The organism is Saccharospirillum salsuginis (assembly GCF_014651855.1).
Lineage (GTDB): Bacteria > Pseudomonadota > Gammaproteobacteria > Pseudomonadales > Natronospirillaceae > Saccharospirillum > Saccharospirillum salsuginis.
Genome location: NZ_BMXR01000005.1, coordinates 406,208 through 429,543 on the forward strand (window position 1 = coordinate 406,208; position 23,336 = coordinate 429,543).

Annotated in this window: 8 protein-coding genes (1 of these 8 cut by a window edge); 2 read left to right on the forward strand and 6 right to left on the reverse strand. The window is 54.5% G+C overall.

Going from position 1 to position 23,336, the window contains the following annotated elements:
• Positions 1–11,177 carry part of the coding region annotated (locus IE111_RS12255) for an Ig-like domain-containing protein (RefSeq protein ID WP_194523969.1) on the reverse strand (this coding region is incomplete at its 3' end). 21,499 nt of the annotated region lie to the left of the window's left edge, so 11,177 of the 32,676 annotated nt are shown.
• 354 nt (positions 11,178–11,531) lie between these two features.
• A complete protein-coding gene (locus tag IE111_RS12260; RefSeq protein ID WP_189609005.1) occupies positions 11,532–12,260 on the reverse strand; it encodes a KilA-N domain-containing protein in 729 nt (242 codons plus the stop codon).
• 857 nt (positions 12,261–13,117) lie between these two features.
• On the opposite strand from IE111_RS12260, the gene IE111_RS12265 reads away from it, so the two are divergent.
• Together IE111_RS12265 and IE111_RS12270 are read left to right on the forward strand one after the other, a co-directional pair.
• Complete coding sequence (locus IE111_RS12265) at positions 13,118–13,369, forward strand: Rpn family recombination-promoting nuclease/putative transposase (RefSeq protein WP_189609007.1); 252 nt, start codon at positions 13,118–13,120, stop codon at positions 13,367–13,369.
• On the forward strand, positions 13,366–14,043 hold the full coding sequence (locus IE111_RS12270; protein ID WP_189609009.1) for a S26 family signal peptidase: 678 nt from the start codon (positions 13,366–13,368) through the stop codon (positions 14,041–14,043). The genes IE111_RS12265 and IE111_RS12270 overlap by 4 nt, the downstream gene beginning before the upstream one ends.
• A gap of 9 nt (positions 14,044–14,052) precedes the next feature.
• Here the strand turns inward: IE111_RS12270 and IE111_RS12275 are convergent, their stop codons facing one another.
• From IE111_RS12275 to IE111_RS12290, 4 genes are all read right to left on the reverse strand, one after another.
• Positions 14,053–14,391 carry a hypothetical protein gene (locus IE111_RS12275; RefSeq protein ID WP_189609011.1) on the reverse strand — a complete coding sequence of 113 codons (339 nt, stop codon included), beginning with the start codon at positions 14,389–14,391 and terminating at the stop codon, positions 14,053–14,055.
• A gap of 231 nt (positions 14,392–14,622) precedes the next feature.
• Positions 14,623–15,414, reverse strand: coding sequence for a hypothetical protein (locus IE111_RS12280; RefSeq protein ID WP_189609012.1), 792 nt, complete (start codon positions 15,412–15,414; stop codon positions 14,623–14,625).
• Positions 15,415–15,655: 241 nt separating this feature from the next.
• Positions 15,656–16,432, reverse strand: coding sequence for a hypothetical protein (locus IE111_RS12285; protein ID WP_189609014.1), 777 nt, complete (start codon positions 16,430–16,432; stop codon positions 15,656–15,658).
• Positions 16,433–16,444: 12 nt separating this feature from the next.
• Positions 16,445–23,323: a hypothetical protein gene (locus tag IE111_RS12290; protein WP_194523970.1), complete on the reverse strand. Its 6,879-nt coding sequence runs from the start codon at positions 23,321–23,323 to the stop codon at positions 16,445–16,447.
• Positions 23,324–23,336 lie beyond the last annotated feature (13 nt).

Genomic DNA, 23,336 nt, shown 5'->3' on the forward strand with positions numbered 1-23,336 from the left:
CTGAAATCGGGGACCGACCAGCGCATTTCCTCGGCACTGTAAAGTGACAGGACATCCCCGTCGACGGTAAAGGTTTGAGCCGTTTCTGGCTGACCGGACTTCCATGCACGTACCGTGACATCGGGCTGGAAGCCGAGCCCGACAATGCGGGTCAGATCGTTCTCGCCGGCCTGGGTCGTCGACACCACGGCCGGGTCGATAAAGTCGATACGCAGCAGGTCCACGTAGGTGAAGCCGCCGATAACCAAGTCTTTGAGTCCGGCACTGTTCTCGATTTCGACACTGGCGGGGCCGGCGTAATTGGGAACGGTGGAGGCGACCACTTTGTCCAGTCCATCCGCCGTGGTGGATACGGATTCGACAACCAGGGTTTGACCACCCAACGTCAGGGTCGGGGCATCGGAGAAGTTATGCCCCAGAATAACCAGCTTGGTCCCGCCTTCGATGCCACCGCTGGCGGTACACACCTGGGTTTCATCCAGGACCTGTTGCGCACAAATAGAGACGATTTCGGGCGGTAAGGCATCGCTGATTGCCGTATAGAAGCGGCTGGTGAAATCGCTGCTCAATGCCACACCGGCAGCCGGTTCGAGCCCTTCGGTCACGACGACGGTGTATTTCTGATGGGTATCGAGCGCCTCGCCCGCTTTCAGCGTCAATTCAATGCGGTGACGTTGGGTAATGTCGTCATCCGTCACCGGGAATTCAATATCGAACCGGTCCGTGACATTGGTTCCCAGAGTGACATCCCCGGCCATAACCTTCAGATGCGCGTCCGCTTGCTGATCCAGACTCACTGGATCGGACAATTCCACCAATATGCTTTCGAGGTTGGGGGAAACCTGGTCGAGACCGTCCTCGGGCGTGACCGCCAAGACAGTCATTTCGGTCAATTCCAGGCGTTTGATACCACCGGTACCGGACGCCACCTGAACACCACCACGAGCCAGTTCGATGTCGTGCGCTCCCAAGGCGGCCTCGGAGGCTTCGCGTTGGACCACGGCCGGCACGGTGCTGTCGACGGTATAGTCGTCGATCTGGCTCAGGTCGATCACTTCGACCACCGACTGGGCGGGCTTGTCTTCCTGGTCGGAATATTGAACGGTGACATAGGCTTTGTTGCCGGTAACCAGCACGTCATACACGCCGTCGCTCACCAAATCTTCGCGGTTGGGTTCCAACTCGACGGATTTGATGACCTGCGGCGTGAATGGACTGCTGATGTCCACAATATTCAGTTGGGAGACCCTTCCCGCGCCGGCCATGTCGGTGACGTACAGCCGATCCCCTCTCAGGAAGAGTCGACTGGCGACGCCGGTGGTGTCCACCGAAGCCACAATAGGCATGGCCGGGTCGGCAATATCGGCTACAACAACCCCTTCATGGCTGGCGGCGATGTAGGCATAACGACCCTGGATGACCACATCGCGACTGTAGCCATAGGGCTTGATGTAACCGACGTGATAGGGCGCGCTGAAGTTGGAGATGTCGATAACCTGGATGCCGCCATGGCCGTTGGCCACCAGCACCAGGTTGTCCATACGATCCAGGCCTAATACGGTGTTGTACGGCAAGTCGACACGGCCGGCCAGCAAATAGGGCAGGCCGAATTGACCATCACCATTGCGCTGGGTGAACAACAGGAGTTCGGCACCGGTGTTGTCGTAGTAGAGCTCACCGGTGCCTTCCAGAGAAGAACCGGCAATCCAGTCATCTTTGATTTGGCTTTCCAGTTTCGTAATAAAACTGCAGCCTTTCGGGAATGGCGATATCGGAGGGCAAGCCTCTTCGTTGATTCTGCCAGACTTGCCGGCAACAATCAGGTCCGCTTCCGCATCCATATCGCCAATAGTACCGGCGAATATTTCCTGGCTGCCTGCCAGCAAGTCGGAATAAGCGAAGAAATTACCGTCACCGGCACTTTGATTCTCATCGACGCTGTCGAGAATCCCGATCCCGCTGAACTCGATTCGTTCCGGCGCTTCAGTCAGATGCTGCTCTTCCAGCCAAAACGGGTCGGACGTCGACCAGGCCGCCATCATGGCGCCTTTGCGGTCGGCGGCGCGATATTGCCCGACCGAGCTGAAATAGACTTCCTTGGCGCTGTTCCAGCCACTTTGGCTGTTGTCCGGTGCCATGTAGCGCGTCTCGGCAAATCTCAGACCGACTTCGTGCACCGTTTCCGAGGACACATCGTGATGTTCCGTCTCTACGTCGGTGGTGATGCGCAACCGTTCATTGGGCCATTCGGTGCGCTGCAGCAGACTACCGGCAACGATGTCCGCCCAGTAGATGGTCCGGTGGTTCTGTTCATCGCTGACGGGTGTCTCGTCACCCGGTTCACGCGCGTCATCACGGAACAATTCGAAGGTGCGTTCGTTCAGAGTCTGCCAGGCCCCATCCGCGCCGCGATACTCGCGCGTCCACGTTTGATAAACATGATCGATGACGCCGATATCCACCACACCAACCACGGAACGAACCGGGTCGCCGGCTGTCAGAACGTCGTTGTTCAGCGGTTGCAGGTTTTCGATCTGCGGTACCACGGTGTCGCGGATCGAACCGATCAGAACCGTTTGTGACTGGGCTTCATGCCCGAGACGATCGTACGCCACAGCATGCACATAAAAGCCATCGACGCCTTCCGGTGCGGAGAAGGTACCGCGATAGATATGATCCTGGGCATAGCTACCCAGTTGCTCGCCCACCGGAGACCAGGCCGTATACAGTGGCCGATCGTTGACATGGAAAACAACCCGGTCGATGCCATCCGGCCCGAGGTCGTCGAACACTTCGGCGTAGATCTCAATGTCCTGCCCGTCGATAACCACGGACTGATCATTGGCCGGTTTGACGATCTCGATCACCGGCGGCTGGTCCTCATCGATGGTCACGGACCGCACCAGCGACAGTTCGGAACGATAGCCGTCCATATCCGTCGCCCGAGCCCGGAAATTCAAGGTTTCGCCCACTTCGCCCGCGGGGACGACGTAATCGAAGGCGAACGGCGCGGCACCATCTGTGCCCAGGCGCTTGTAGTCCGCGTCCTGCGGGTCGGTGCCGGTGGCCAAATACAGTTCGGCCGAATCGACGCCGACTTCCGGGTCGTTGGCCGCCACGGTGATACGCACCGGTCGGCCTTCGGTCAGGCTGTCGACACCGCCCAGATTATTGCCCCGGTTATCCAGGAACTGGATGCCCGTGACTTCCGGCAATGCATTGCGAATCAGCATGGCCGGTCGTGAGGTTTCGCTCCGGTTGCCAACGCCGTCTTCCGCGACCACGGTGAACTGCAACGGCAACTGATTGGGCTCCGGTCCGTCACCGGTCCAGTAATCCTCGATGGTCCCGATGCCGATCTGCCCGTTATAAGGCGCCTGCAACAGGGTTTGCGATCGGATTCGTTCGTCTTCCGAATAGACGCCATCCAGATTGCCATCGACCGCGAGATGGACCCGGGCAACGTTCACCTTCACATTGTCGTCGATGGCGACCTGATACGGCATGGCCCGTTTTTCTGTGACCGTTGTACCGGATTCATACGGTTTGGCGACGGTAATGGTCGGGGCGTCGGTATCGGCCGTGACCTCGATTTGCACGGTTCGCGGCGACTCAACCGTTCGGGCTTCTCCGGACGGCCGGGTTTCGGTGACACTGGCGGACAATTCAATCGGCGTACCGGCCTGACCATAAGGAATGCTCAGCACCATTTCATAGGGGTACACCATGTCCGTCAGCGTGCGACTGCCGCCAATCAAACCGGTGACTTCGACATTGACGCTGTCGATACCGACATCGTCGATGGCGTTCAACTGCACCAGAACGTGCTGACCTTCGATGGCGGTCGCGCCGTCGAGGGGCTGGGCGATGGTGACCTGAGGCGGTTGGTCTTTGGTAATCCTGATGGTGCGGGGCGGCTCATCGACCCGGTGCAAGGAATCACCCGTGGAATCGCCATAGGTATCCAGGGCGCTCACTTTCAATGTGACCGCATTGGCGTCGGCCTGCCCCTCATCGAACTCGGGAATCGGCACTTCGAATTGCCAGGGCGGTTGACGCAGGATCTGCTGGTAGGCGGTATCACCATTGGCGTATTCGGCCACCAGCTGCACTTCGGCCACGCCAACATCGTCGAACGCGTGGACATTCACGTACAGACCGGTCTGCTCCACCACGGTCGCGCCAATGTGCGGCTCCACCAAATCAACCGTAGGTGGCTCGTCCCGCCGAATGTTGAACCAGGCTTCCGATTCGGTCTCGTGGCCCCAGGCATCGGTAGCGCGCAGACGAACGAAAATAGCCGCACCCTCGATGTCGGCATGAGGTATGCCGGTCATATCGGCGATTTCGGACAGCAGCGGCGTGTGTTGAACGTTCGAATAACGCGGTGTTTCGACCTGCGAGGTGGTTCGGGTATCCGCATCTTCCTCGGGTATATCGGTGATAGTGCGGACGGTGTCATAGTCGGTCAGCGTATATGGATCGCCCGCTTCCGCAAAGGCACCATAGGCCACTGCGACCTCGATCTGTTTGACCTGAGTATTGTCATAGGCCTGGTACGCGAGCGTGAAGTCGGAACCTTCCACGGGCCCATAGGTGGCCTCCGGCTGGCGCAGGAAGACTTCCGGCTGGATGTCATCCGGTTGAAGCTGCAGATCGATACCGTGCCGTGTGTGGACCTTGTCGGAGTCCGTCACGCTGGCCGACAGAGTCACCGTCTCACGATCATTGCTCAACCCGCCATCGACACGGAGCACGATTTCACGCAACCGCGCATAAAGACTGTCCGGTCGGCCCCACTGTTTGGCCATATCCACGCCGTAAACCCGTTCTATGGTGTCGTAGATGGCGTTGAAGCTCTGGTCCAGTCGGGTGTCGTCCACATCCGCCGAATTCACCGGCAACATTTCGCTAGACAGGATCTCGGCCGATCGGCCATCCACCCGCACAGACACGCTGTTCTCAGACAACATGCGGTCATCGGTGATGGCGACCAACATGCGGATATAGCGACTGCCCGCGACCAGCATCTGGTCGTCGGCCGGGCTGACGATCTGGATCTGCGGAGCCATGTTGGTCAGTGGATGCACCAGGAACGAGCGAGTGGTGGTATGGCCGTAGTAGTCCTTGACCACCAGTTCATACTCGGTCACATCGGGTTGGTTGAACGTGACGTCAATCGACAGACCGCTTTGCAGGGTTACCGGCGTACCGCATTGGTGGGGCCAGGTTTTCTCGAACAGCGGCGCCCCGATGTAGTTTCCATCCACCCCTTTTCGATACAGACGGGCGGACATCAGAGCTTCATCGTCACTCAGCGCGAAATCCATCTCGAAAGGCTCGCCGTAGCGAACCCAGAATTCACCGTAATTCAGCCGGGCCGCATCGGTGTAGCGCTTGCGCCAGACACCGTTTTGACGGTAGGACTTGAAGGCTTTCATTTCCACCGCCGGCGCGTGATTACGTCGCACCGGGAACGATAGCGACGCGTCCGCCGTCAGGCCGGAGGCATCTTCGGTGGTAACGGACAGACTGTACTCGGGTGATGTCCAGTCTTTGGGTACATCGATGCTGTAGTGGTGGTCGTTCCTGTCCGCCAACCAGCCGGATTCATGCAACAGGGATTGTCCATCGCGGACCCGGATCGACCGCAGCATGCGGCTGTCATCGGAGGCATTGAGTTTCAGATCCAATCGCTGCCCGGGCACTACTGTCTGGCCATTCGCCGGGGATTCGACAGTCAATTCCGGCAGGGTGTCATCCGCCTGCAACCGCCACAAAGCCAACTCCGCCAGAACCTGCGCGGGTCTGTCCTGACTGAAACGATCCACAGCGGCACCCATCAATCGGACGGACTGCTGCTGGGAGCGCGGAATAAACCATCCGTCCGCCAGGCGCACGCTGGCTGACGCACTGCTGCTCACTTTCGGCTGGGTCAGGCTGTGAACAGCGCCGTCCTGTCGGACAGACCAGGTCAACTGGTGACGCTGGCGAATGGACGAGGATTCGTTGTTCACCCGAATGGCGTTCAAAGCACTCAAGCTGGAGCGGTCCAAACGAACACCGGTGAGCCATTCAGGCATACCGGACTGGAAGCGAACGTCCACAGCGGTCAGGGGTCGGTTCTGGGGGTCGGTCAACGAGATCCGACCGTCCTGGGAAGTGATTGTTTCAGTCTCGGTGACCAGACCGCAATCGTCGTAAAACGTTCGCGTTACTTCAAAGGTCAGCGGCACCGCAGCGCCGGCACGCCTGACGTTCAAATAAGACGGAGCGGAGCTCATAGCCTGCAGGCTCAACCCTTCCCCCGTCGCGGCCAACATGGCGGACACTCGTCCGTTGGCATGTATCGACAGATCCCCGGTAATATCCGGCAATTGCGCGAATAACCCGTCCTCGGTGGTGGTCAGACCATAGCCCGACTCGCTGGACAGGCTAGTCAGCAATACAAGGGAGCGCAGTCGATCATCGCTTGAGGCATAGTCATCTTCAATGCTGACCAACGATTTCACGACACTACCCTGGCGGTAATCCGACTCGGGATCGGTTCCCACCAGCGTCATTTCCGGTGGCCCATCGGGATGGACCACGACCTGAATTGTTTCCGAGGCCTCGTTACCGGCGATGTCGGTCGCTGATACGGTCAATACGAACCGCTGGGTTTCCTCGATATCGCCGACAAAATCCAGTGACAGTGGGTCGATGCGTTCGAATAGATCGAGGGACTTTTCCTGCAGGCCGGACTCTTCACCCAGAGTCACCACCTCGCCCTGGTACTGGCGGGTCAGGCTGTACTCGGTGATGCCGAAATCGTCGCTGATGTGTATCGAGCCTGAGAACGGCGTTTGCTCGATGACGTACTGCGCCACATCCTCGAATAAAATGGTCGGCGCTTCTTCGTCGCCCAGCACCTGCACTTCGATGGGCTCGGATTGCGTAACATTCACGCCGTTGTCCCGTACGTCGACGATCAACTGCAACGTCTGACCGACGTGGGTGTGGATCATCGACAGGGGCAGTCCGATGGACCCGTCAAAATCCAGCCAGTAACGCGACCCGACGGTGATACCGCCCAGCGTGCCGGGGTTCGGCACCTTGACGTCCTCGACCCGGCCATCGCGACTGAGATTGCGCCAGGGCATCACCAGCTCATTGCCGGATTCATCGATCAGCAGGGTACGAACCTCATCAATCCAGATATCGTCACTGGCCTCGCCCCGGATCTTGATCGGCTTGCCGGGCTGAACGCTCAGCGGCCCGGTCGGCTGGAAGAGCGCCAGCTCGGGCGCCTCTTCATCGTCGAGTATTTCGATATCCACCGGTGCGGTCGCAGTTTGTCCGGCGGTGTCCCGGACCTCGACTTCGAAGCGCTCCTGGCCGGTATGCTGCGGTGCCCGGACACTGAACCGGGCGTAACCGCCCTCTTCCAGTTGGTGTCGACTCAGGGCTTGCTCGGACAAGAGCGTACCGCCGTCGAACACACGCAGGGTGACGGCATCCACCCCGATGTCATCCTGGGCCAGAGCATTAATCGCGAACGACTCGCCCTCGTGATAGCGGCTGCCGGCCGCGGGCGTGCGGATGCTGATCGTGGGCAGAGCGTCGGCTTTCAAGGCCCCGCTCACCGACGTGGTGCTGATATTGCCCCAATAATCCCGCGCTTCCAGGGTCAATTCCCATTGCTCGCCGGTTTCGGGTGTATTGAGCCGGCCCAACGCCATCTCCGCCTTCCGCTGCCCGGCAGTCAACGTTGCGTCCGCCAGCACCTGCCCCTGGCCGTCTTTTAGCACGACGGACTTCAATGGGGATTCATCGACCAGGCGCACTTTGGGCGTGTAGTCCCGGTTCAACAGCAGCGTTCGACCGTGAGTGGGCGACAGGAAGGCCACATTGGGACCGGTATCATCCGGCCGGATGTGAGCGGTCACTTCGGTGGTTTCCGACGACAGGGCGAAGGTGTCGGTGGCGATGATTTGGGCGGTCAGCGTCCGGGCTTCGTTGGCCAGGCCCTGCTCGGCCAGATTCAGCGACAGGGTCTCGCCGATCAACGGGCGAGGCACAAATCCGGCCTGTTGGTTCAGTTGCTGGCGCACCAATAGGGAACCGTCTTCATCGAACCAGCTGACGGTGACATCGGTGACCGCGATGTCATCCTGAGCCACTAGGTTCAACTGAAGGGTATCCCGAGCGAGATAGCTGTCCTGATCCAGACTGGCTTCGGCGATGGTCGGCGTCTGGTTGGGCACCACAGCCACGACGGCGGAGACGGTCGACGCATTGCCTACTTCATCGTAGGCGGTGACGGTTACGGGGAAGGAACGGTAAGGACGGTCATCCTCGGTTTTTTCATCCCATTCCTCGGGGGCGGTACCCTCGGGCAGTGAGAAGGACGGCGCAGTAACCCGTATCAACGAAGAATACGCATTGAGGGCGCCGGGAATGGCCTGCAAGGAGAGCTCGTCCCCGCCGAGTACATCCTCTTCGGCGCCGGTGAGCACCAGACCGCCATTCACCCGAGCCAGGCCGGTCGCTTCCAGCCGTGTGGCACCGACATTGTCGTAACCGGTAACTTTCAACACAAACTCACGGTTCTCGACCACGTCCGCCCGTTCCGAGCCCGCGTGGGTGCCCGTCAATTGCGGAGACGCCCAATTGATGACCGGGGGTTCCATGTCCGGCCCGACAGAGACGGAGACGGTATTGCTGGTGTCCGTCTGGCCGGCCGTGTCGACAACCACGGCTTTCATGACCCGGGTCAACGGCTGAGTCAGTTGTTCTTCGGTCTCGTAAATAAAAGCGTAGGGGGCGTGTTCATCGGAACCGACCAGGACGTCATCCACATAGAATTCGACCCGGTCCACGCCCAGGTCGTCCTCCGCATTGGCCCGCATTTCGACCGGCAGGCCGGACACCAGCGCCGCCCCTTCAATTGGGGAGGTCAATGAAACCGTGGGCTGTTGATCCCCCTTAATGGCCACGGACCGGGGATCGGTCTGGGAGAGCCGGCCGTGGTAGTCGACCACCCGGACGGCAATGTCGATACGTCCACCCAGACGGTCAGCCTCGACCGGTACTTCAAAATTCACCGGTACGGTCGCCACGTCCCGGGAACCCGGCGTTTGCGGGTCCGCTTCCAGGTAACGTGTTGCCGTGACTTCGTCATCCACCAACAACAACGCCTCGGCGCCATACGCCAGGGCGTCATCGGCCACCAGGGCCTTGATTTGAACGGTCTCACCCACGGTCGCCGACTGTCCTTCGACCGGAGTGACCAACTGTATTTGAGCCGGTTCGTTGGCCACCACTTTCAGCAGACGACCGTCGGTATTGGCGACACCGCCGTTGTGGCCGTGCACCAGCGCGCTGACGGCGACCGATGTCTCGTCCACGGAGACCGACGGCACATCCAACGGAACGCGCCAGATCTCGAACAAATGCTCTTCTTTTTCCTTGCCCTCTCCAACCTCACGAACTTCCATGGCGGGGTACCGCACCGTGGCGACCTTGTCGCCATCCAGGAGGTAGTCGACTTTGCTGATCGCGCTCTGAGCCGGTGACTTGATCGGCCCCAGGTCCTTTTCGATGAAGGCCGGCACCTTGGTACCGGAGACGGAGACCTGCCCGATCGCGGGCGAGACCCAATCGAAGGTTGGCGGCGTTGGTGTACTCGGCTTGCGCACCCACAGGGTTTGGGGTTCGGTCTGTACGGCCTGGCCGGCGGTATCGGTCGCGCGGGCCACCACGGACAAGGACTGGCCGGCCAACGCTTCGGCGACCGGTACTTCAATTTGATAGGGTGCGTTCTTGACCCGGCCAAGGACCTGGTCGTTGATGAAGAACTGAACATCATTGACGCCCAGATCGTCTTCAACCTGGGCGGTCAGCGTCAGTACCTGGCCGGTTTCAATGTTGGCCGGTACATTCAGGGACAATTCGGGCGGGGCGTCGGTCGCCTGTATCGACAGCGTTGCCTCCAGACCGCTGCCGTCCAGCGTCACGGTCAACGGTACCGGGTTCTGCTCGCTCAATGCCTGGGTGGCCAGGAGCTTGCCGGAGCGCACTTCGACCAAGTCCGAGGCCCAGTCCGGCAGGTGATAATTCAGCGGTGCGTCCGGGTCCAGCGTGGCCGTACTGCCGTCGTCAAAGACCGCCTGCCAGACCGGCAACTCATATAAATGATTCAGGCTCGGCAACACCAGCGTGGATTCTTCGGTTTGCAACGCCTGTAATTGCTTGCTGTAGTCCACCGAAACCGGCACAGCCACCGGCTCCGCCGAGCCGTAGCGGACCCAGACCATTACCGGTGAACCCTCGGTTTCGGCCAGTGGGTAGATCACACCGGCTTCGGTGACCAGAACCTTGCTCGGGTCGGACGACTCGAAGCTGAGCCCCGGTGCCTTGTGGTTCAGCACCACCTCACCGCGGAACTCGAACTGGACTACCGCCCGCAGCTGGCGACGCTCCAACGCGTTGGTGAGCACGACATCCGCCGGTTGGGAGGACAGACCCAATACCTGCTCGTTCACATCCGACCCGGTGAAGGCGATCTGGTTCAGAGCCTGGCGGTTACCGAAGGCGTCACGCACTTCGGCATCGACCATCACGACGCCGTCGTGAAGGATCTGGGCCATAGAGAGCTGAGTGGTGAGCGGAATGCGTGCGAGGAAGGTGGTTTGGTCGTCTGACAGGGGGTAGAGGGTCAGCAGGCCATCGGTCTTCGCGAAGGCGGACTTGGCGGCCAATTCCACGACACCACCGGTCTCCGCCAATGTCGCGGCACTGAGGCCTTTGATGTCCGCCTGGACATAGCGGACATCGTTGTCGTCACTGGCCTGAAAACGGACTTCCAGCCACTGGTCCTGAGCATCACCTGCAATGGATACCTCGCCGAGAGACAACTCGGGAGACGCTTGATCGGACGCGAAGGATTCCTGATGGGTGTGAGTTTGGCCGGTGATGTCGACCACGGTTGCGGAGGGTTCGAACCGAGTGGGACCTTCGAGCGTGACCCCGAATTCGCAGGCTTGGGCGCCGTCGTCGCGGGGCTCGGCCTCTGAAAGCGACAGCGCCTGGCCGTTCACCGAGACTTCGGCCAACTGCGGGCACTGCTCGATACTGAGCACATAGCGCACCGACTGCTGAGCCGGTGTGACAACCTGCGCACTGCGAAAATCCATTTGCCCTGCTTCGCCCCAAGCCATTCCAGACAACGTCATTCCTGACAAAGAAGCGAACAAGACCCCACACAGGCGCCGGTACAACCGTCCTTTATTCAAATCCATGATCCTTTACATCACGTCTACTGCATACAACCGCCAGTGCACCACAGCCATCCTTCGCATAACTGACGGTTTACTGACATAATGAGGAACAGAACCTTACCAATGTAAAGTATTCATGTCCAATCTGGATGGGAAAGGCGTCTGCTTTAACGAATGTGGAACATTTAGAGGCTAGAGCGAACACTTCGAATAAAGCCGGGCGATTAACACCCGGCTTTATTGTTCAGCCCGAATTGGAAACGATACCCTTTATTCCGTAACCGGCGACAACGTTTCGCCTCCCTTTGAGACCATGCCCACTACAGCCGCCCGGCTCAGCCAGTCGCAGAACACCATTTCGCAGTGGTGAAACCCCAGGCCTCGAAAACCGCCCTCGAACCAACTCAACAGGCTGTGTTTCAGCGCCATTTCCGCATCTTTGGGGTTGATGCGCGCCAGGCGCCGGGTCTGCTCGAAGAAATCTCGCCCGCGAGCGGCGGCTTCCTCGGCTGTCAAGGCGCCCTGCCCGTCGTACTCCCACCAGGCGATATCGCCCGAGCGGTCTTCGTCCCAACGCAGGTCCCGGACATAGCCCAGTTCGTACCGGGTGTGGGGGCTTGGGTCGAGCGCCGCCGGATCGGGCCGATCCTCCATGGCCCGCAACACCGCCAGCGCGAAGCCGGAACCTACCCAGAGCGCGTAGGCTTCAACCAACTCCCTTCGGGCGAAGACCGACAACGACGCACCCGGTTGATCGGTTCGGCGGGGATCTGTAGGGATATACGGCTCGCCTTTTCGTTCAGCCAGATCCGCCTCCCAGGCCCTAGCTTGCGGTGACTCCAGAAATCGATCGGGATGGTGTATTTGGGCGCCGCAGGCGGCCTCGTGCAGATCGTTCAGGGAATAAAAATCGCCCCGTCGTCGAACGGGATGGGAGAGGACGGTGATTGAATTATTTTGGGGCGAGCGGGATTGTGACGTATCATGATTGATAGCCATTGTGGACTCCTCTAGCAAGTCTGCATGGTTAGCTGCCTTCGGGTGTTACCCGCACCCGTTGGTAGCGCTAGTTTAATGACAGTGTCTGTCGATAGATCAGCCTTTCTATGTTGCGTTTAGATTTACAGCGTGTGCTCACTGCGAATACAAAAGAGCACCCGGTTATTCACTCATGAAACACTGGTTAGATCAACAGTTTTTTGCACGAATTCCCGCTCCGATTGGTGGCATCCCCATCCCGTTCCGATAAACTCCCTCGCCTCACAATGATGCCGCGCGTCGATTGAAAATAGCGGTACGGAAGAGTTATTCACCATGGAATGGGGTAAAAGGATGATCTTTGTCGTGTTGGCGACGATATTGATCATGGCGGGGTTGCCAAACTCTGCGAACCGATTACAAAGCAGTGTTCACTTCCCGGCTATTCCGATCCGCCCTGAAAATCCTGGGCATCTGCTATCAAACAGGTCTGCGTTGAAAACAAGAACAACTGGCGAATGCTCTGACCGAATCCCGGTTCTAGTACAAAAAAGGCATCAAGCCATACTGTCCGCAGGGGACAGGGTGGTTTTATGGCTCGAAACCGGCAAAGACGGAAGATGTCGATTCTTCGGTCCGATGACACAATTTCCGCTGTTTCAATGCTAAGAGCCTATGATTCCTATCCTGTACCAAGGCTCCATTTTAAAAAAGCCTTGAAACACGGATGGTAGAGGCGCGGATATTCTGCGGACGCGACACCTCGCCGGATGCAAGGCAGACAGAATGTCACTCCGCTCTTATCGAAAACACAGTCGAAATCCACTGTAAAGTCAATATAATGAACGCTTGCCACAAACCCACACGCCGGAGCTCCCGTGGCCAATATCCCCAAACCGTCCCGCAACCCGCACGACCGCTTTTTCTGCAACGGCATGGAGAATCAGGCCGTCGCCCGGGGCTTTATGCAGCATTACCTTCCTGAGAAGGTCCGCGCAGCCCTGGATCTGGACAGCCTGTCGCTGGAACACGACAGCTACCTTGACCCTGCGCTGCGCGAGACGGTCTCCGACCTGGTCTACCATTGCCATCTGGCTGGCAAAGCCAACAGATGTGACTCGGCCCTATGACACCCTGGCACACCACCAAAATCTCCCTACAGGCTTTTTCTGTGATGGTTCCCGGGCTGACTCAGGCTTTACTGTTGCGTTATCGATATCTCGCGACTTGTCTAGTGCTTACGGTCACAGCCCTGGCCCTCGGATTGCACTTCGACGCCTTTCTGGACAGACAAAAAGCTCAGCTTTATCTATTCACTCTGAGCCTATTTTGGTCGTTCACTGTGCTGGTATCAGCATGGCATCTAATTCTTTACCACCGTCAAGCAGCCAATAGCACTTGCAGACCCCATAAGAAAAGCGCCCGACTTTGGCCTCTCGCTGGTACCGTTCTATTTTGGATCAGCCTACTAACACTTGCGCTGCACAATCCCTCGGCGATCACCGGGGTTGAGTGGTACCGCGTGGCTGGCCACTCTATGTCGCCGATCTTGCAACCGGGTGACTGGCTGGTGGTCGATCCAAACTTTACTGAACCGCCCAACATCGGGGACATTGTCATCGCCAAAACACAAAACATGGATCACTTCCTGGTCAAACGCGTGGCCGCCTTCCCGGAGCATTACCCAGCCACTGAGCATTCTGTATGGTTACTGGGAGACAACCCCGACGCCAGTTCCGATAGTCGTGTTTATGGAAGCTTCCCGGTTAGCTCCATCCAGGGTCGAGTCGCCTGGGTTTGGTAGTAACCTTGGCTAGATCCATTGACTGTCTTGCTCGACGTCCCGTAAGCCGCAGTCTTCGAGCCAGGCCACCAAGTACAACGAGGCAGATTCCAGGTCACGGCCGCCCATAAAACTCAATTTGGCTTGACCTTGCTTCAATTCGTAGGTTTCCAAATTGGGGGTACTGTAGAATTCCTCGAACACATCCAGGGCTTTTTCCAGGTTTGCTTCAGCCATCGGGAAGGTTTTTTGAACAAAATTCTCCAATGGTGCGCCGGTTTTGCCACCCAGCATATAATTGAACATCTCTTTAAATGCTGCTTCGTGCTCAGCTTCGACCTGGCCTTTGATGGTCAGATAGAGCTCCATCGGTGGTAATCCTCTTATAATCCGGGGTTGTTTTCGCCTGAAAAATTGGTATCAATGGTTGCCGTGATTCTCAACCGGTAAACTACTTTTGCTTTTGACGGTATTTTGGCTAGCCCAACGGCTATTACGCTGCTGCCGGCCTATTTGCGTGATTTTGCTCGTTAATTCGTTCTTTGGTGCCTACTCCCTTGTTCTTGCTATCCTCTTTCCACAAGAAGGTCGCACACCAAGTCAACCTTCCTTTTGCTTCACCTCGTCCCATATTTCTTTTACCGACGAGTCCACTCCTCCGCTCTCTATCAATTCTTCAACCTCTGTCATTAATCTGCCAAAGGCCTCTTGGCAGTCATCGGGAAGCTTACTGCGGTCCCAATAATACTCAGAAAAAAGCGACTTCAACACATCGCTCAAATCACTTCCCTTGTTCAACTCTTCCGAATCAATCGATCTCAATGTCGATATTAAAAAATCGGACCGATAGAAATATTTTCTAGAAATTTCAGAATAACCTACCAACAAACAATGTAAATTCAACGCATATTGTCTAATAATACTATCAAGCGGCAGACTCCCCTCTATTGGAGCTCCATGTTTTTTAGTTGGTCCTGGAGACCGTACCGTAGGTTTATAGGTGGATGGCAAGAAATAGTCCCAAAGCGCCAGTTCTTCCTCTAGACTCCAACCTAGCTCTTTCAGGCTTGGCAATACTAGGTGCACTAGCAGCTTGGTCATCTCAAATTCGTTAAAACCACCGAATTTGTACACAACATAGCTCCACCCCTCTGGTCTCCTTAACGGAAAATCATTAATCCTGGCTTTTAGAAATAGGGTTTGCCCCCTTCCATTATCCCGTGGTCTCTCAAACTCACCTGTAAAGAAAAAATCCTTGCGTATTCTGAGTTTCTCCTTTCGAAGCTCAGCATACTGACCCTCGCAATACTTCTCCCACAACTTTTCCCTCTCTTCGATCCACTCAGGCTTATCCGTAAAACTCAAATCCGGCTTTTCAATTACTATTGTCATTCGTCAGCCCCCATCCAGATCCGGTATTTCTTTAATCGCTTCAACCGCTGAATTGAACCCCAGCGTAGTCAGATCATCCAGCAATGCTCTCATATCAGCATACTTTACTGCATCGCTCATGCCATCAACTATCATGTATTTTTACACGTTATATAATTCTATCAACGCACACAAAGTCCAACGACCTGCTTTACCAACCTGCACCGGCGCAATCACACTATACTCAACTAAAAATACTCAATTATCCGCTCCATTTTATCCACATATTCTTTATAACAGGATCAACTTGATCATCAGAAATTGCAGATGACAGCCTACTATAAAACGCACTAAAATCACCTTCATACTGGACCGGTAAATTATCTCGAGACTTAACCAATCTTTTAAACAACGCATCCAATTTTCGCCGTAAAACCGTATCTTTTGCAAGGAGGATCGAGTCTATTTCACTTAATGCAGAAATCAAAAAATCGGCTTTGTGTAAACATTTAGGGGATGCATTAGCGGTGCCTTTTAAAAGACTTGACAGGCCTGAAGAATATTGTGAAATGACTTTAACAAGTGGCAAATCACCTTCAATAGGAACACCTTTCCTTTTAGTTAATTTCGGTGATCGTATTGATCTCTCATAAGTAGCTTGAAAAAAATACTCCCATAAAGCCAGTTCTTCTTCCAAACTCCAACCTAGATATTTCAACCCTGGTAGCACCTGATAGACTGCGAGCTCTTGAACTTCTCTATCATTGTATCCACCATATTCATAGACAAGATAGTCCCATCCCTCGGGAGATCTTAATGGAAAGTCATTAATATTCACACGCAAGAAAGACTTTTCACCTAGGCCGTGCTCTCTCGGTTTATCCAGTGTTCCATGAAAAAAAAACTGCCTCCTCGCCTTTAATGTCGACCCACGCAACTCGGAGTACCTACTTTCACAATATTGATCCCATAGTTTCTCACGTTCAGCGATCCAACCAGGATCCGACGTAAAACTCAAGTCTGGTTTTTCAATAATCATCACTACCCACCTTCAGTCTAAATCTGGCAACTCTTTAATAGCTTCCACCGCAGAATCAAATCCAAGAGCTACCATATCACTAAGCAGACCGTTCAAATCAGCATATCTTACTTTATCAGTCATACTGATGTAACCGTCCATATTAGCCATATATATATCGTAATTCCTTTCTCTCGCACTTCTCGCCGCCTTAGGTTTCTTTGACAATGCATCCCGAATGCTATCGGCAGTTCCTACGCTTCCCAGAAGTACATTCCGCACATCCTGCTTCTTACCTTTAGTATTCTTTTTATTGACCTTAAACTTCTGAAATAACCATTCAAACTCGGAAGCCACACTAACAAGCTCAATGCTGTTCGTTCCATTTAGTCGAGCATGCCCCACTTTGCTAGCTGTTCGATCCAACAAGAACTGTCTATGCAGGCTCGGCCATTCTGTCTGACCTTTTACCAGATCCCATTGGGATGACTTTTGACTTTTAAAGCTTGCTGGCCAATAGCGCTCTTTTCCACTATTTCCATAGCAAGAGTATGATTTTAGCTCAACCCAACGTTCACTATCTTCATCCCCCAATACTATATCTACATACCGTTCATATGCGTCATAAAATACGCTACCGAATTCAGGATCACCTCTATCCACAATATCATCACCGTCATCAACTGCATCTTCATCAACATACAACCAAACCTTCCGCTGTCCTTCGATCGATTTAATATCCAATCCGCCAGCACGGGCCAAAGCCTGGAATCTCGCAACTTGACTCAAGTGGAACAGAGCACCATGGCCACTTCCAAGGAAATTGTTAGATGCAACTTTCGAGTCCTCCTTAACAATATCCTCCTCTTCATAATAGCGATTCGCCGCATCGGTAAAAGCCGAACCAAACATTCGATATATATGGAATCGGTTCTGGGCACCCCTTAGCCCCTTATCACCACACTCAAGAGTCGTGAGCATCTGGCTGTAGTCCAATACCTCACCCTCTTCCTGACCAAGATCCGGAGGGGTATATTCATCTTCATCGCCATCGGCTTCAAAATCTTCCTTCGCATCCAGAATCTTACCGCAGGACATTTCCCACCCCAGATAGGCCGTTATCGCCAGAGTAGCTGCCGGTGAAATACGTGCATTGGTTTTTCCTCTTAGGAAGTTGCGTACACTCCGACTTCCCCCTTTGAGCCCCAAAGCTGTAACACTCCGTATCATATCTGGGCTATGGACAAAACGTCTTAGTTTTTGAGCTTCGACATGTTTGATGTGAGTCACTGTGTCTGAGAGTCTCTTCGGTAGATTTTTGATATCACCACCGTCCAAACGCTTCCCTGCCTGCTCCAAAGTGTTTCCGATTACTGATGAAGATACTCTAGCCAAACTGCCTGAAGCTGCATAAGCTGTCTTATCAAAGCCTGGTATTACGAATCCATCGTCTACCGACGCGAACGCTTCCACGTCCGGCACTTCCTCACCTGCCCATTCCTCTCCGGGCAAGCCCAGCCAGTCAATCCACGCCATCAAATCATCCGGGCTCGAAACACTGCTCCAAATCATCTCAAGGCCTTGCCGCGACTCCTCATCCTGATATAGGTCGATCACCACTACAAGGAAGGGCAACAGATTCCATAAGGTGTCAAAATCACCTTTCTTCGCCCGGTTCATTACCTTACCCAGCACACCGGCGAAGTGCTTGCTGAATTTCGGGTTTGTCCTGGCGATGCCGCGCATCATAACCTGCATCGGCTTCGTAACGGCCTTCAATGGCTTAGCCGGGGGGAATATCGTCAAGACGTCAACGGCGGCAATAGTGAACTCCATGGCATCGAATTCTTCCGGGTCGGTCGCCAGCAAGGCCAGTTGTTCGAACACGATACCGATACTTTCAATCGGTATGAAGAAATTGATCGTATCCCACAGGAAGTCCAAACCGAAACCGGCGTGAGCTGTCTTAGCCCAGGGATAGGGTGCCTGACCAAAGGGATCGAAAGCAGAAAGCTCGCTGATCCTCAGCAGTTCCGACAGCTGTTCCTCGGTCGGGGCTTCACCGTTGAATGCCAAATCAATGGGTGGAGCATTCTCCGCCAAATGTGTGGCGTAAAAGCCGGCCATCTCTGTAAAGACCGAGGTGGAGATGAGCGATACATATTGGCGGCTTCCTCCCGATCGGATAGCAATCCGCTGGGTGGCCAATTCGGAGCCTTCGGGCCGCATCAGGCCTTGGCTTTTGAGCAATATGGGCTGTTCACCGCTCTCGTCAATGGTAACGGTCGCCACTTCTCCGGATCCATTGAGTATGATCAGCGGCTGACTAGTGTGATCGTAGAATTTCAGACCGTTGATACGGCCTATTAATCCCTTACCCACAACCAAGTCGTGCGGCAAAGCGGCGTCGCGACTCAGCAATGGGTCATCGTATTGAGTCCATTGATAGTCGATGAATTCCGGCAGTGAGGTTTCATAACGATTATCGTCGACCCACAGAGTCAATCTATTGGAGTGTGTTGTGACAGCGATCCTGTGCCATTCGGTAATTTGTATGGGATCGGACGTCAGTTCGACCGTAGCGGCGTTGGTTCGCACCTTCAGTTGGAGTGTGCCTTCATCCGTTATTGTCAGAGTTTGACCACCTTGACCCAAATTGATGATCTCGGCTGGAGAATCGCCGGCATCCGGGTGAGTAGAGTCCTCTTGATTCAGTCTTTGGTTTCTTGACCGTATGTCGTCCAGCTTTAACTCAGCCGTCCAGGCCATACCTGTTGGGTCGGTAAAAGCCGGGATATTGTCACCATACATCAAGGCCGGCACATCGGGATTATAGGTCCATTGCATGCTGTGCCCTTGGCCTATCATGGCATCATTAACGCGCTTGACGCCCTGTACTAGCAAGGCATCTTGTCCAGCGTCGTTGTTGATCTGACCTTGCTCAAGGTCATTCATCATATACGCCGCCGATAAAGCCCGGTTGGGTGCGTATACGTCGCCCAACTCTATTTCAACCGATTCATCCTGGCTGCCCTTCACTTTGACGGTCCCTTCAATACGATAGGGAATCTCAGCGATCGAGCCGTCGTAGCGGGCATAGCTTACACTACCCGTTTCGGACTGATCCCCAACCAGTGCCAGGGCGTCCGCCTGAAGATTCCCCAACTCACTATTCGGGTCCAGTACCGAGTAGTGCGTTTTGGTGTAACTGCTCATTCCCACCATGGCTGTCAGTTCACCATCGCGAACGCCCTGGGGAGCGGTAATGGTTGTTGTGGCCACGCCTTGATCGTCCGTCACAATGACATTACTGCCCACATACGCGAACGTACTTTTCAATACGACATCCGCGTTGGGAACGGCATTGCCCTCGTGGTCGGTTACGGTGACCTTGATCTGGCCGCTTTGACCGACACCCAGCGCCTGAGGATAATCCAGATCGATATTCAAAGGACGAACCTGAACAGGGACCTCAATACTGGCATCAACCGACTTAATGGTTACCGAGGCATCCCCTTTAAAAGGTCCGCCCTGCAGTGAGAACTGCATCTTGCCGCCGCTGGTTTCCAGGTCGTGATCAGCCAGTTCCAGGCTGTTGTGGGTAAAGACGTCAACCGGCGTACCGTCCTGAACCAGATTACCGTTTCTGTCCCGGACCGTAACGATGAAATCCTGAGTCAAGGGTGCCTCAGTCGCCAAACTGCCGGTGGTACTGTAGCTGATCGAATGGGGTTCCCCAGGGACCACCTCGATAGTAGGCAACTCGATGGGTTCCATATCCGTACCGACCATGTCGATTTCTAGGTTGGCTTTCGAGCCGGCCGTGGTCGGCATGACAATGCGGTTTAGAAAGAGACCGTTGCTGTCATTGAATTGAACGGTCTCATCCATGGCCCCTTCGCCGGAAACGAGCCATCGCAGGTTAATGGGCTCTTTTACATCGGGTTTTCGGCTGGCATAGCCCATTAGGCGTGCCTTCCAATCGAAAACGGGATCATCCGCCGATACATACAACGTCTCATGCGGTTCAACAACGATGCCGGAAGCGAGCGGCTCCACGATCAGGTATTCAAAGGCATACTGCCACAAGAGGTTACCGGCATCGCTATTCAGGTACAGACTAGCCGTCAAAAAGTCCTCTGGCTCTACCAGCGACAGGCTCGATAGGTCATCGAAGGCTAAAGTGCCGTTCCCGGAAAGGGTCACATCCAATTCACTTTCACCAAGATTGAATACGAGCTGCTTTTCACCGTCCATGGACGGCAATGGACTGCTCTCCGAATAGCCCAGCTCATACAAGATTGATACCGCGTCATCCATCGAAGATAGTGTGGGTGTGGAATCCTGGTAAATATCAATCGTACTTTCATCGGTGTCGTTCTGAGTTTCACGGTGTAACTCGTCGACCACCAAGTCGTAAACACTGTATTGATACTCTGGCCGGTAGACCCAATCATAAGCAGGAATCGGCCTGGGCAACTTCTCGAGAGCATCAAAATCTTCTTCCTTGGCGAGCCTTTCCCTTTCTTTCATGTACGCTTGATACTGGATATCGGTCACTTCTTCATCATACAAAGGAACTTTAATAGGAACGTAACTTTCCGGACGATAGTTGTTTTCCGGAGTACCCTCGAAACTCACATCACCTACTCGGTTCTGCAGCCCCAGTGAAAAATCATCATACGAATTGTATGGAATCCCATTTACTTGGACGTAATAGTGCAGGTTATCCAGTCCGGCACCCGGTAACCGGAGTAGTTCCACATGTTTTCCCGGTTTGATATCAAAACGGGCGTGCCCCGCTTGACTGGCATCACTGAGGCTATTTTCGCCGGATACATAAGCGAGCCGTCCTGTATAACCATAGTCTTTAAGTGCATCCGGCAAAGCATTGCCATCATGGTCTAGCCATTCGACAAACAATTGGATATATGTATCGTCCCCCTCACCAGCGCCTTCATGGCTAATTAAGTAGTCACGATGCTCACCTTGGGTCATTCCAGCTTCAATATTATAACGCCGTTCAGCCCAGATCTTTAAATTGGGTGGTCGCAACTCGATGTCGGAAACATTGGTGTCCAGGAAACTGTCTTGTAATTGATCTTCGCCTACCACGACATCGGCATGACCGATGTAACCCGTTACTCGATTAATGGCCCACACTTCCAGAGTCTCACCAGCGCGTACTTGGTCGCTTTCCCGATGAGCGTATAGTTCAGGAGCCATATTGCCCTTGGCTTGCCAGGTACTAAAACCACGCTCATCATCCCAAGCTCGAAAGGAATAGTATTGGTTGGATAGGTTTTCCATGCCTCGCAATACCATTCCATAGTCAACACGGAGCTCCCCCTGCACCAGATTGATATCGTTATCAGACAGACCGTCCCCACCTGCTGGTTCGTATGCTTCTTCGTCATCCTTAAGCCCTTGACGCTGAGCTATCAACTGACCGTTCGACTGTCGAATGACAAAGAGATCGGTATCCTTCATGTGCTCTGGAGACAGCTGGGAAACCAACGCCTTGTCCTTGTCCTCCCGTTCGAAGTCCATGATGCGCATGAAGTTGGGCTGGCAAATCGAAGCGCTAGGATCCTCGCTGCAGCCTTCCGCTTCGGGGTCATTCTCGGCGCTGGACAAATACACACCTTGAACCGTGGCCGTCTGACAGTCTGGGTTGACGACGAAGTCACCCTCGTCGTTCTGCTCTCCGCAATAGGTTGTGTCGGACTCACCATCCAGATCGAAGTCGTAAAAGTCTGCCTTAGTTCTGGTAAAACTCTCTGGTATTTCGAGATCATAGCTGGGTGTATCCCCATCGCTGCCTAGTTGTACACTGGGCATGCGGATGGACCCTGTCAGAATATTGACATCGATTGGAAAGTCGAGGCTCAACGGTGGATTGATTCCGGGTTGGAAGGAATAGGTCGCCATTCCATTACAGACGAAGTTGAAGGTACGAATAATGGGATAAAGATAAGCTCCCGTGATATCCGGATTGAAAGAACGATAAGGTATCCAGCCTTCAATAGATTCATTGTACTGGTAGAAAAACGTAGGACAGGGCGTGGCCATTATCATCATTGAATACTGGCCGATATCGTTAGTGGTTCCGGCTCCCTGCGAGCCCATACCGGATGTAAGCGGAATACCCTGGATGGGATTTGTCAGCTTCGGGTTCACACCCGAATACTTCTTAGCGCTGGATACAAATACACCAGGGTCGAATTCCCCCGTATTGATGTCCTCATAGAACACCGCTCGCAATGCGATTCGATGTTCACTGGTGTATAGAACCTTTCCATCTTCACTCAGGATCAAGGAACCCGAACCGCCAAATATAGTTTGAGCGTCAGTCATATCAATGGGATATTGACGCATCAAATATGGAGACTCGGGTGTATAAAGCAAACTTTCTGGTCTTGCTAGCACCGAAATAGTACCTGCCAACAGGCTTTTATCGCTTTCGGTTCCCTTCCATGGCTCTGCTGGTTCTACAGAAGTCGTTAGATTACTGATTCGATCTTCATATTGCTCAACTGTCAGTAACTCGGGGTCGGGTGTATTGGGGTAGGTTTCACGAAACTGTGCCAGATCGGCTTCATATTGGTCGATATAGGATTGGTATTCACTGGCGGCCATGATTCGGGAATTTGCGTAAGGACCGTTCGGATCCAAAGAGCCAATTTCAGAGATTTCCTTGCCCGAATCATCATAAACCACATAGACCGGGTAGCCATTTTCGTTCTTGTAGATACCTCGGGTATATACATAACCATTAACAAATTGACGATTATTGATAAAACCCCAACTTGGGTCCGGCTGGTTCATGATTCCGGCCAAGCCAAAAGCCAAGGCACCCGTCGAACTGGCGCTGAGCACAGTGGCAATGAGGGCGGTCGCGATCCTTGTCATGTGATTACGTCTC

What these genes read in the sequence shown, in the direction of transcription:
- IE111_RS12290 (WP_194523970.1), bottom strand. Translation starts at nt 23,323, where the DNA reads ATGACAAGGATCGCGACCGCCCTCATTGCCACTGTGCTCAGCGCCAGT.
- IE111_RS12285 (WP_189609014.1), bottom strand. Translation starts at nt 16,432, where the DNA reads ATGATTATTGAAAAACCAGACTTGAGTTTTACGTCGGATCCTGGTTGG.
- IE111_RS12260 (WP_189609005.1), bottom strand. Translation starts at nt 12,260, where the DNA reads ATGGCTATCAATCATGATACGTCACAATCCCGCTCGCCCCAAAATAAT.
- IE111_RS12270 (WP_189609009.1), top strand. Translation starts at nt 13,366, where the DNA reads ATGACACCCTGGCACACCACCAAAATCTCCCTACAGGCTTTTTCTGTG.
- IE111_RS12275 (WP_189609011.1), bottom strand. Translation starts at nt 14,391, where the DNA reads ATGGAGCTCTATCTGACCATCAAAGGCCAGGTCGAAGCTGAGCACGAA.
- IE111_RS12280 (WP_189609012.1), bottom strand. Translation starts at nt 15,414, where the DNA reads ATGACAATAGTAATTGAAAAGCCGGATTTGAGTTTTACGGATAAGCCT.